This is a genomic window from Falsiroseomonas sp. HW251, from assembly GCF_050563545.1.
Taxonomy (GTDB): Bacteria; Pseudomonadota; Alphaproteobacteria; order Acetobacterales; family Acetobacteraceae; genus Falsiroseomonas.
Genome location: NZ_JBNXUM010000024.1, coordinates 86,401 through 97,406, shown reverse-complemented (window position 1 = coordinate 97,406; position 11,006 = coordinate 86,401). Strand labels below are relative to the sequence as shown.

Genomic DNA, 11,006 nt, shown 5'->3' with positions numbered 1-11,006 from the left:
CGCGGTCAAGGCCTTCGACATGTATTTCGGCCAGGGCGGCTTCCACATGAACCTCAACGTCCTCTCCAGGGAGACGCTGGAGGACGCGATGGAGCACCCCGACAAGTACCCGCAGCTGACGATCCGCGTCTCCGGCTATGCCGTGAACTTCGTCCGGCTGACGCGGGAACAGCAGCTCGACGTCATCCGCCGCACCTTCCACGCCAGCTACTAGGGGCGCGGGCATGCAGGCGGGCGACGGGATGGTACAGGCCGGCAGCCGCTACGACCTGCGCACGGGACAGGCCCCCGACGCGCCCGAGACCGACGGCTTCGAGGGCGCCGAGCAGACCCTGGGCTGGGTGCATTCCTACGAGACGGGCTCGACCGTGGACGGGCCCGGCGTGCGGCTGATGCTGTTCATGTCGGGCTGCTTCCTGCGCTGCCAGTACTGCCACAACCCCGATACCTGGAAGCTGAAGGACGGCACGAGGATCGACCTGGCGCATGCCATCCGCCGGCTGCAGGATTTCGCGCCGGCGCTGCGCGCCATGGGCGGCGGCCTGACCATCTCGGGCGGGGAGCCGCTGGTGCAGGTCGGCTTCACCAAGGGCCTCTTTGCCGCGGCGAAGCGGATGGGGCTGCACACCGCGCTCGACACCTCGGGCTTCCTCGGCCATCGCGCGGACGACGACTACCTCAGCCACGTCGATCTCGTGCTGCTCGACATCAAGAGCGGCGACGAGGACACCTATCGCCGCGTGACCGGCGTCGAGCAGCGCCCGACGCTGCGCTTCGCCGAACGCCTGGCGGCGATGGGCAAGCCGGCCTGGGTGCGCTTCGTACTGGTGCCAGGGCTGACGGACGATCCCGACAACATCGCCAAGGTCGCGCGCTTCGTCGCACCCATGAGGAACGTGGAATGGGTGGAGGTCCTGCCCTTCCATCAGATGGGCGGCTTCAAGTGGAAGGCGCTCGGCCTGGACTACCACCTGGAGAACACGCCGACGCCGACGCCGGCCCAGGTCGCCGCCGCGCTGGCCATCTTCCGCGAGGCCGGCTGCCGGGCGCGCTGAACGCGCCGGAGGAGAGACGCATGGATTTCATCAGCGACCTGCTCGGCGCACAGCCCATCCTGACCCTCTTCCTCGCGGTCGGGCTGGGCTATGCCGTGGGGCAGATCACGGTGCTCGGCTTCTCGCTCGGCATCGGGGCGGTGCTTTTCGTCGGGCTGTTCCTGGGCGCCATCGCGCCGAAGGCGGCGATCAGCGGGCCGATCGGGCTGATCGGCCTGGTCATGTTCCTCTACGGGATCGGCATCCTCTACGGACGGCAGTTCTTCGAGGGGCTGAAGGGCTCGGGCCTCGTCTACAACCTGCTCGCCCTTGTCGCGGTCGCGGCGGGGCTCGCCGTCGCGCTCGGCCTGGGCGCGGTCTTCGACGTGAAGCTCGGCCACACGCTCGGCCTCTTCGCCGGGGCGATGACAAGCACGGCGACGCTGCAGGCCGCGCTCGACACGATGAAGAACGGCGAGCCCTCGATCGGCTACTCCGTCGCCTACCCCTTCGGCGTCATCGGCCCGATCCTGTGCTTCTACTTCATGACGCGGAAGGTGCAGCCGACCTTCCCGCCCAAGCCCCTGCGCTTCCACATGGGCGAGATCACGATCGAGAACCTGCCGGAGGCCGGCACGACGCTCGGCCAGCTGATGGCGACCCTGCCGGCCGGGGTGCAGGTGTCCTCCGTTCGGCAGGAGCATCGTAACCGGCTGCCCGATCCGGCGATCGAGCTGCGCCGCGGCGACGGGCTGATGATCGCGGCGGAGACCGCGGCCGCGCTGCAGGATGCCGCCGCGGCGCTCGGGCGGCTCGATCCCGGGCGCATCGCGAAGGACCGCACCGACGTCAACTACCACCGCTTCTTCGTCTCGAAGCAGAACCTCTGCGGCGTGCCATTGTCCGACCTGCCGATGCCCGCCGGCGTCGCGATGCAGATCGTGCATGTGCGGCGCTACGACGTGGACCTCGTGCCCTCGCCCGACCTGATGCTCGAGATCGGCGACCGCGTCGGGGTCATCGTCGCGAACGACGATGCCGCCAGAGCGCGCGCGCATTTCGGCGACACCGTGAAGTCGGCGGGCGACTTCAGCTACGTCTCGCTGGGCTTTGGGATGGTACTCGGCGTGCTGCTCGGCCTGATCCCGATCCCCATTCCAGGGGTCGGGACTGTCACGCTCGGCATCGGCGGCGGCCCGCTGATCGTCGCGCTGATCCTGGGGCGGCTGCGCCGGACGGGCCCGATCTCCTGGGTCATGCCGCTGCCGGCCAACATCGTGCTGCGCAACTTCGGGCTTACGCTGTTCCTGGCGACCGTCGGGATCAATTCCGGCCAGGCGTTCGTGCGCACCGTGGCCTCGCAAGGCCCGCTGCTGCTGATCATCGGCGCGCTCGTGTTGCTGACCACGGTCGCGATCGTGCTGCTGGTCGGCCACTTCCTGCTGAAGCTGCCCTATGACGACCTGCTCGGCGTCGCCTCCGGCGCGACGGGCAATCCTGCGATCCTGGTCTATGCCACGCGCATGGCGCCGACCGAGCGGCCGGACATCGGCTACGCCATGATCTTCCCTTCCGCCACAATCGTGAAGGTCGTGGCGGTGCAGGTCATCGGCCTGCTCGTTCTCGGTGGCTGACGGCGCGGCGCCGCCCGGCCCGCTCGCCGGGATCGAGGGCCGCCTGCCGCCGGAGATGGCGGCCAAGGCCGAGGCCGACGGCGTCGCCAAGGCCGGGCAGGATGCGGTCACGCTGCTGGTGCTCGGCGTGCTCGGCGGCGCCTTCATCGCCTTCGGCGCCATCTTCTCCAACGTCGCCCTGACCGGGGCGGAGGGCGCGCTGCCCTTCGGCGTCGCGCGCGTCATCGCGGGGCTGGTCTTCGCGCTGGGCCTGGCGCTGGTGCTGCTGGGCGGCGCGCAGATCTTCACCGGCGACGTGCTGATGGTGATGGCCTGGGCCAGCGGGCGGCTCGCCCTCCCGCGCATCCTGCGGGCCTGGAGCCTGGTGTGGATCGGCAACCTCGCCGGCGCGTTCGGCACGGCCTTGCTGGTGCTTCTGGCGGACCATCACCTCTTCGGCGGCGGGCAGGTCGGCGTCATGGCGCTGCGCACGGCGGAGGCGAAGGCCGCGCTGCCCTTCTCGCAGGCGCTGATCCTCGGCGTGCTGTGCAACACGCTGGTCTGCCTCGCGGTCTGGCTTTCGCTGTCGAGCCGCCTGCCGGCGCATCGGCTGGTCGTCGTCGTGCTGCCGATCGCCGCCTTCGTCGCCGCCGGCTTCGAGCACGCGGTGGCCAACATGTATTTCCTGGGCTTCGGCTGGCTGGTCCGCGAACACGCGGGGCCAGGATTCTGGGCCGCCGTTCGGCTCGATCCCTCGGCCTTCCCCCATGTCGGACTGCCGGGCGTGGCGCATAACCTGGCAGCGGTCACCATCGGCAACGTGGCGGGCGGCGCCATCTTCGTCGCCGGCATCTACTGGCTACTCTACCGCCGGGCTCGCCCGCGGTCCTGACCTGCGACCTGCCTGCAGCTGTTATCGACCCTGCGGTGATGTGGGGCCGAGGTAAGCTCTACGTGCCTGCACTCACATTGACGTGAAGGGAGGGGATGCGCCGCCCGCTTCCGGTAGGGCCCGTCATCTCGGCTTCCGGATTGCGGCGCTTCCATCCTATCGTGCCGGTATGCGGGCAGAAAATAGCGCCGACAGTTCGGTACCGGGGATGCCCGCGCCGGTCCAGTCGGTCCGGTTCACCGAGCCCGCCGCCGTTTTGGACGCCACGCCGGGCGTGGTGCTGCAGATAACGCCCTTGCGGCACGACGGCTTCTATGTCGAGCAGACCACGATCAGGCTGGGCGACCTGGTCCTGGTGCTGGGCGCGTGCAGTCCGCTGGCAATGATCGCGGTGCCGGGATCAAGGACGGTCGCCCTCCAGTTTCCCCTCGACAAGGTCGAGACCCTCGTCCTCAACGGCTCGACGCTGCCGCGCTTCGGCTTCTGCCTGTACGGGCCCGGGGCCGAGCTCGTGCGGTCCAACATGCAGGACAACACCTACGCCGTGCTGGTGATGCCGCCGGAGGTGGCGGATCGTCACCTCGGCGGCGATGCCGGGTCGCCCGTGGTGGCGCCGGGCGAATACGTCCTGCGCGTCGCGCAACCCGACAGCTGGCATCGCATGGCAAGTCTCCTGCGCTCGGCATCCGGCATGGCGGAAGCGGCGCCGGAGGTGTTCTCGAGCGACCCGGCCCGCGAGGCGCTGCGCGCGTCCCTGCTTGGTCTCGCGCGCGACCTGATGCGGGAGGCGAAGGGCACGGTGCGGGGGCGCCGGCGCCGCACCTGCGACGCCTGGCGACGGGTCGTCCTCGGCGCCGAATCCTATCTCAACGCGCATCTCGAACGCCCGATCTACACCGAGGAGCTGTGCCGCGCGCTGTCGGTCTCGACCCACACGCTGATGGAGGCGTTCCACGGCACGCTGGGCGTCAGTCCGCATCGCTATCTCAAGCTGCGCCGTCTCAATCTCGTCCGTGCCGCCCTGATGCGCCAGGACGGCGGTCCGCAGCTCGTGAAGTCCATCGCGCTGTCGCACGGCTTCTGGCACCTCGGCCAGTTCTCCCACGACTATCGCGAGCATTTCGGCGAGACGCCCTCCGAGACCCTGTTCGCCGCAGCGTCCAACGAGCACGCGCCCGCCGCCCTGGCTGCGGCTCAGCGGGCTGGGCGGACGACGTAGCTGACGAGGACACCCGAAGTCTGCACCACCGCGGACGGCAGCGGCCGGCCGGCGTGTAGGATATCGACCTCGGCGATCACGCAATCCGCCGCCTGCGCCATCGTCGTGGCCAGCGCCAGCCCGTTCGCCGCATAGGACAGGTTGAACCAGGCATCGGCCTCGCTCGCGGCCAGCACCGCGAACTGCGCGCGCAGCGGCAAGTCCACCAGGACCGACCCTCCCTCGGTGCGCCCGGGCTCCGCCTCGCCGCGTCGGTCGGGGACGGGCGGGAAGCCGTGACCGGTGGCGCGGATCCGTTCGATGAGCCTGTCCTGCCCCGTGAGCTCGAGCTGGAAACCGTCGCGCATCATGCGCCGCCGGGCGACCGGGTTCCTGCCGAGATGCGCCGCGACCACGCGGGTCACGCACCGCCCCTCGATCAGCAGGCTCACCCCGCAACCCGGACTCGCGAGATCGGGAGCGATCACTGTGAGATTCCGCGCCCGTCGCGCGACAAGGGCCTGCACGACGCGCGCAGGCGCATGCGCGGGCGGCGGGCCGCACAGCATGATGCTGGCGCCATCGGGAATGAGGTCTGCCGCCTCTGCCGCCGAGATGGCCCTGCCCACCGTCCCGTCCCCGTCCTGCGTCGCCGCGGCACCGGCCCGCCGCAGGAGGCGCGGCGCGCCGGCCCTGCACGGCGATGCACGAGGGGGGCGGCGACGCTGTGCGGTCCGAGCCGATTGATCGCGAGCGCACGCTGCGCGCGATCGCGAGCGAACTCTACGTGGCGGGAGCAGCCTTGTCCGATCCCAGCGCTATCGAAATACGCCGCTCTCGCGCGCTTGGCAGGAAGCGCGGGATGAGGCGGCCTCGCCCTGGTCTAGAGGCGGTCCACCAGGTCCAGCGCATTGCGCGTCGCCTCGCCGAGCGCCGTGTTGTCGAAGATGCACCAGGCCTCTCGCCCGTCCTGCTGGTCGCTTCGGATCTGCCTCGCCAGTTCGTCGAGCACCGCGCCCGCGTAGCCCGAGCGATACATCTCCGGCGACCCATGCAGGCGGCGGTACGTGACGCCCGGCCATCCGCCCGGCACGCCGGCGCTCGGCACCACCGCGGGATCCGCGGCGACGCGTGCGACCCGGAGTTCGGACAGCCGGGCCTCGACCTCTTCGGCGAACCAGGTGGCATGGCGTGGCTCGCACACCAGCTCACCGGCGAAGCGCCGGCGAAGGTGGCCGAAGAACCCGTCCACCAGGCCGCGGTCGTGGCGGAGCGAGGGCGGCAACTGCACGAGCAACGGGCCAAGCCGGTCGCCAAGGCCTTCTGCCTCGCCGAGAAATCGCTCGAGCGGCTCCTCCGCGTCGCGCAGCCTGCGCTCATGCGTCACGGCTTTCGGGACCTTGACCGCGAACCGGAACCCCGGCGCGACGCTCGCTGCCCACCGCACATAGGTCGCGCGCTTGTGGGAGCGGTAGAAGGACGAGTTGATCTCGACCGCCGGGAAGCGCCGCGCGTAGCGCTCGAGATGGGTGCCGCCGTCGGGAAAGGCGGCCGCGTGCTGCTTCGGTATGCTCCAGCCCGCAGTGCCGACCGCCGGCCTTCGCTGCGTCATGCCGAGGCAGCAGGCCTGCTGCCCCCGTTCAGGATCGGCGGGACGACCGACCGCTGGGCTTGCCGCCGGGCTCGGTGCCAGGGGGCACGTCGCTGCCCGGAGGGCAGACGGTGACCTGGCCGCCGCGGGCGTGAAACTCGGCGACCAGGCGGTCCGCCTCGTTCTCGCCCGGCACAGCGCCGGCCATGCGTGCCTTGGCGACCTGCGAAGCGATCAACTGCGCCTGACGGAAGCGTTCGCGATACCTGGCGGCACGGGACTCCGCGGCTTGCGCCGCTTCTGCCGGGTTCGCCTCGGGGGAGTTGCTGGCACGGGGGCTCTTCATGCGCGCGGACTAGCAGCCAAAGGCCGAACCGCACAGCAGCCCGTGGGTCACCTCGCCGTCAGAAGGCGCAGCCCTCGGTCTCACGCTTCGCCCCCCCTTCGTCGCGCAGGTGCTTCAGCGCGTCGCCGGCCAGTCCCGGCATGAGCCGACGGCCTGTCCAGGACAGCCCAGACGGGCGCGTGATCGCTGGCGCCTTCGCGGCCGCGCTCCTCGCGATCCACGCCCGCACTGCGCAGCCGGTCGCGCAACGGCGTGTTGACGAGGATGTGGTCGATGCGCAGCCCGGCGTCACGTTGCCAGCGATCCCGCTTGTAGTCCCAGAAGGTGTAGATCGGGCCGGTCGGTTGGTGGGCTCGCAGGGCATCGGTCCAGCCCTGGGCGAGCAGGCGCCTGAAGGCGTCCCGGCTCCCGGGCTGCAGCAGGGCGTCGTTGCCCCAGGATTTCGAGGGATAGATGTCGGCATCCGTCGGCACGACGTTGTAGTCGCCGGCGAGCACCACGGGCGCGCCGGTCGCCTGCAGCGCTGCCGCGTGCCCGATCAGCCGTTCGAACCAGGCCAGCTTGTAGTCGAACTTCGGCCCCGGCTGCGGATTGCCGTTGGGCAGGTAGAGGCAGCCGATCAGGACGCCGTTGACGGCCGCCTCGATGTAGCGCGCCTGGGTGTCGGCGGGATCGCCAGGCAGCGCGCGGCACGTCACCACCGGCTCGGCGCCGCGCGCCAGGATCGCCACTCCGTTCCAGCTTGCCTGCCCCTGCCACGCCGCGCGGTATCCCGCGGCCTCGATCGCCGCGATCGGGAAGGCATGATGTGCCGCCTTGAGTTCCTGCAGGCAGACGACGTCGGGCCGTGCCGCGGCGAGCCAGCCCAGCAGGTTGGACAGACGCTTGTTCACGTTGTTGATGTTGAACGTGGCGACCTTCACTCTTGGCGTCTCATGCGGGGCGGATCGCAGCGGTCCCACGAGTCAGCGCCGGAGGTGACATGAAGATCCGGGTGGATGAGACGCACGCCGTCTCGGCGATGCTGCAGGCGCCGTCCGACCCGGTCGCGTGCCTCGTCCTGGCGCATGGTGCGGGGGCGGGCATGACGCACCCCTTCATGACCGCTGTCGCGGACGGTCTGGTGCAGCGGCAGATTGCCTGCTTGCGGTTCCAATTCCCCTACATGGAGGCCGGCTCGAGACGGCCGGACCGGCCTCCCTTGGCGCAGGCGGCGGTCCGGGCAGCCGTTGCCTCCGCGGGCGAGCTCCTGGCTTCCGTTCCGCTCTTCGCGGGCGGCAAATCATTCGGCGGCCGCATGGCCTCGCAGGCGCAAGCCGAGGCGGCGCTGCCCGGTGTGCGGGGTCTCGTGTTCTTCGGCTTCCCGCTGCATCCCGCGGGCAAGCCCTCCGCCGAGCGCGCGAGGCACCTCGCGCAGGTCCGTGTGCCGATGCTGTTCCTGCAGGGCACCCGCGATGCTCTGGCCGAGCCATCGCTGCTCGCGCCGGTCATCGCGCAGCTGGGCCGGCGCGCGACGCTGCTGCAGGTCGAGGAAGCCGACCACTCGTTCCACGTTCCTGCCAGATCCGGCCGAAGCCACGCAGATGTCCTGCAGCACCTGCTTGACCGCACCGCTGCGTGGTGTCGCGCGGTGATTCAGCGAGGCGTGTCGTGAATGACCGCAGCGATGACGCCGGCGAAACGCGGTCGGGGCCGCAGCACATCAAGGCTGATCGGCCGCTTCATGGGTCTCTCAGCAGCGAGCGATGGATCCAGCCCCGGTGCTCGCCGCCTGGGGTCGTCACGTTCAGCCAGACGCCCTGCTGGCCGACGATCTGCAGCCGCGTCCCGAGTGGGGCCGTCCACACCACCGCGCCTGACATGGATGGCGCCGCGCGCATGTTGTTGCCGGACCTTCCCGTCGTGACGGTCTCCCGCGCCGCGCTGCGCGGCGGCGCCGATGCCGCCGGAACGTCGGCGACCGCCGGGACGGTTGGCTGAGCTCTTGGGGTCGCTGAAGCCACCGGCTGAACGCGCGTATCGGGCTGCGCTTCAGTGGCCGAAGGCTGGGCCGGGGGAGGCCCCTGGACGACAGGGGCCGCCGGCGGCGCCGATCCCTGCGGTGCCCAGTCGTTCATCACGGCAACCAGCGCGAAGGCACCGAGCACAGCGACCCCGGCGAACATCCAAGAGCCCCGGCGCCTTCGATCGGCGTCCCAGTCGTAAGGCGTGAAGGGCTCGGGTCTGGGGCGCGAGAAGACGAACAGCCATCGCGGCAAACGCGGACGAAGCATGCCCGCCGTGAACGGCCTCGCGATTCCCAATGCCATGGCACCCACCCCCAAGGCGTCGGACGGTATCACCGGGCCCCACCCCGCTCACAAGCCTGTGTTTCCGCGAAAAGGCTGCACGTAATGCGCGCGACGATGGAGCCGGCCCGCTGCGTCGGCGCATACGCCGAGGTACTGCGCTTCGCCGGAACAGGACGGTGTGGCGCCACGCCATCAAAGTCAGCGAGTGCCGGCGCATTCGCGCGTGCCGGCGACCGAAGGAGGTCAGCCCGACCCTTTGCCGTCCGTGGCTTGCCTGGTCTCGATTTCGTCGAGGACCGCTTCCGGCGCCACGTCCTTCTTGATCTCCTGGATCTCCGGGTCGGCATCCGCGCGGACCCCGGCGCGCTCGGCCATGGCGGTGACGAGTTCGACCAGCTTCGTCAGCTCGTGCTCGGTGAGAAGGCTGACATGCAGGTCGAGATCGGCGCGCTTGTCCGCTGCCGCGGCCATGCGGTTCTGGCTGATGAGCACGAAGGTGGAGAGGAAGATCGCCTCCACCGACGCGACCATCGCCAGCACGACGAAGGACGGATCGAACCTCGGCACGCCGGGCACGACGCCGATGTTCGCCACGATCCAGGCGCCGTACAGCGCGAGGTGCACGTAGACGAACCGCATGCTGCCGGCGAAGCGTGTGATCGCCTCGGCGACCCGCGCCTCGATCGGCGCTTCGGCCGCTTCCTGCCTGCGACGTGCGTCAAGCGCCTGGATGTTCCGCTTGAGCGCGCTGCTCAGGTCCTCGGGTCTCGGCGGCGGCACGGTCGGCGTGACTTGATCCAAGGGAGCAATCCTCGTCCGGGTGCGTGGAGCGGCGCCGACGCGCCGCTTCGCCGATGCTCCGTGCGTCCCTCCATCCAGGCCGCTCCGAAACGGGCTCTCAGCGCGACGCCTTGTAGAGCCGGGCGGCGACCTCGAACATCTCCTCGGGCGCGTAGTCCGGCGTGAACGCCGAGGCGACGCCGGTCAGATCATGGATCTTGCCGCCCTGCGGCATGCCGTCCACGACCTCGAGCTCGCCCGGCGGATCCCCGGGCAGCGCAGTTTCGCCATTGCCCCAGATCCCGGCGATCTCCTTGTAGTCGGCCGGGCTGAAGGTATAGAGCCGCCGGTGGGAGCCTTCGGCCAGGTACTTCTGGCATTCCGGGATCTTCGACAGCGGGATGTTCGGCGTCGGAAGAACCTTGGTGATGTCCGCCCCGGTGATCTGCTTGATCGCGAGCGCGTAGGCATGCGCGTGCACCGAGCCGCGGACCAGCAGGTAGCCGCAGACCTCGCGACCCGTGGGATCCGTCAGCGTCTCGTAGACCCGCAGCTTGTGGAGACGCGCGCCGCACTCCAGGTGGAAGTTGTGCAGCAGGTCGACCACGACATTGCCCGTCGTAGTGACGAAGTCGCGGTTCCACGATGCCCCGTTGCTGTCCACCGGCATGGCCCCGCCCCCGTTCGACAGGAAGGATGCTGCGAGGCGGATATCGCGCATCTCCTCGAACGGCGCCTTCGAGATATCGGCGTCGCCGGTCTCGTCGCCGTCGGAATCCGGCCCGTTCGCCAGCATGGCGACGCCGTTGCTCACCAGCTCGACATGGCCGAGCTCCTCGGCCGTGATGGCGGCGACGATGCTGTAGAAAGGCCGGAGCTTCGCCTTGCTGCGGAAATTGAAGCTCTGGAACATGTAGTTCCCGAGCGTGGACATCTCGCCGTATTTGCCGCCCAGCAGCTCCTGCAGCGCGGCGGCAGCGTTGGGATCCTGTTTCTTCGGGGCGGGAAGCTCGACCTGCAGCTTGTCGACGCGCAAGAACATTACGTGGCACTCCGGGCGATCGTGGAGCACACTCAACGAAGCTTGAGGGCCGAAGTTCGGACATGCCGCTTGGACGATGCCGACCACGCCGTCGCACGGGCTGCAGCGAGCCTGCCGACGGCACCTCCGCGGTTCCGTCATGCGGCAGACTTGATTTCACCGCGGCAAGGTGCAGGGTTCGCGGCTCAACCGGCCCGGTTCACAGGGCCTCGGGGGCGA

Annotated in this window: 13 protein-coding genes; 6 read left to right on the top strand and 7 right to left on the bottom strand. The window is 69.9% G+C overall.

Going from position 1 to position 11,006, the window contains the following annotated elements:
* From ACLF3M_RS25180 to ACLF3M_RS25160, 5 genes are all read left to right on the top strand, one after another.
* Nucleotides 1–214 (top strand): autonomous glycyl radical cofactor GrcA (locus ACLF3M_RS25180; RefSeq protein WP_430659738.1); only part of this gene is annotated, 214 nt, incomplete at its 5' end.
* Nucleotides 215–224: 10 nt separating this feature from the next.
* Nucleotides 225–1,055, top strand: a complete 831-nt coding sequence (gene pflA, locus ACLF3M_RS25175) for a pyruvate formate-lyase-activating protein (RefSeq protein ID WP_430659737.1) — start codon at nucleotides 225–227, stop codon at nucleotides 1,053–1,055.
* Between the two features lie 20 nt (nucleotides 1,056–1,075).
* Nucleotides 1,076–2,668, top strand: a complete 1,593-nt coding sequence (locus ACLF3M_RS25170) for an aspartate:alanine exchanger family transporter (protein WP_430659736.1) — start codon at nucleotides 1,076–1,078, stop codon at nucleotides 2,666–2,668.
* Nucleotides 2,661–3,539, top strand: a complete 879-nt coding sequence (locus ACLF3M_RS25165) for a formate/nitrite transporter family protein (protein WP_430659735.1) — start codon at nucleotides 2,661–2,663, stop codon at nucleotides 3,537–3,539. The genes ACLF3M_RS25170 and ACLF3M_RS25165 overlap by 8 nt, the downstream gene beginning before the upstream one ends.
* A gap of 208 nt (nucleotides 3,540–3,747) precedes the next feature.
* Nucleotides 3,748–4,758 (top strand): helix-turn-helix domain-containing protein, encoded by a 1,011-nt coding sequence (locus ACLF3M_RS25160; protein ID WP_430659734.1) that lies wholly within the window; start codon nucleotides 3,748–3,750, stop codon nucleotides 4,756–4,758.
* Here ACLF3M_RS25160 and ACLF3M_RS25155 read toward each other — a convergent pair.
* The 4 genes from ACLF3M_RS25155 to xth all read right to left on the bottom strand — a co-directional run bounded on the left by ACLF3M_RS25155 (nucleotide 4,734) and on the right by xth (nucleotide 7,597).
* A complete protein-coding gene (locus tag ACLF3M_RS25155) occupies nucleotides 4,734–5,306 on the bottom strand; it encodes a CoA-transferase (protein WP_430659741.1) in 573 nt (190 codons plus the stop codon). The two genes, ACLF3M_RS25160 and ACLF3M_RS25155, sit on opposite strands and share 25 nt — an antisense overlap.
* Before the next feature lie 314 nt (nucleotides 5,307–5,620).
* Nucleotides 5,621–6,349: a DUF72 domain-containing protein gene (locus ACLF3M_RS25150; protein ID WP_430659733.1), complete on the bottom strand. Its 729-nt coding sequence runs from the start codon at nucleotides 6,347–6,349 to the stop codon at nucleotides 5,621–5,623.
* Between the two features lie 28 nt (nucleotides 6,350–6,377).
* Nucleotides 6,378–6,674 carry a hypothetical protein gene (locus tag ACLF3M_RS25145; protein WP_430659732.1) on the bottom strand — a complete coding sequence of 99 codons (297 nt, stop codon included), beginning with the start codon at nucleotides 6,672–6,674 and terminating at the stop codon, nucleotides 6,378–6,380.
* A gap of 80 nt (nucleotides 6,675–6,754) precedes the next feature.
* On the bottom strand, nucleotides 6,755–7,597 hold the full coding sequence (gene xth / locus ACLF3M_RS25140) for an exodeoxyribonuclease III (RefSeq protein WP_430659731.1): 843 nt from the start codon (nucleotides 7,595–7,597) through the stop codon (nucleotides 6,755–6,757).
* A 59-nt stretch (nucleotides 7,598–7,656) separates the two neighbouring features.
* On the opposite strand from xth, the gene ACLF3M_RS25135 reads away from it, so the two are divergent.
* On the top strand, nucleotides 7,657–8,328 hold the full coding sequence (locus tag ACLF3M_RS25135) for an alpha/beta hydrolase family protein (protein WP_430659730.1): 672 nt from the start codon (nucleotides 7,657–7,659) through the stop codon (nucleotides 8,326–8,328).
* A gap of 67 nt (nucleotides 8,329–8,395) precedes the next feature.
* On the opposite strand, the gene ACLF3M_RS25130 is transcribed toward ACLF3M_RS25135, so the two are convergent.
* The 3 genes from ACLF3M_RS25130 to ACLF3M_RS25120 all read right to left on the bottom strand — a co-directional run bounded on the left by ACLF3M_RS25130 (nucleotide 8,396) and on the right by ACLF3M_RS25120 (nucleotide 10,874).
* Entirely contained in the window at nucleotides 8,396–8,536 is a 141-nt protein-coding gene (locus tag ACLF3M_RS25130) for an SH3 domain-containing protein (RefSeq protein WP_430659740.1), read from the bottom strand.
* Between the two features lie 672 nt (nucleotides 8,537–9,208).
* Nucleotides 9,209–9,766 carry a DUF1003 domain-containing protein gene (locus ACLF3M_RS25125; RefSeq protein WP_430659729.1) on the bottom strand — a complete coding sequence of 186 codons (558 nt, stop codon included), beginning with the start codon at nucleotides 9,764–9,766 and terminating at the stop codon, nucleotides 9,209–9,211.
* 97 nt (nucleotides 9,767–9,863) lie between these two features.
* Nucleotides 9,864–10,874, bottom strand: a complete 1,011-nt coding sequence (locus ACLF3M_RS25120; protein ID WP_430659728.1) for a manganese catalase family protein — start codon at nucleotides 10,872–10,874, stop codon at nucleotides 9,864–9,866.
* Nucleotides 10,875–11,006 lie beyond the last annotated feature (132 nt).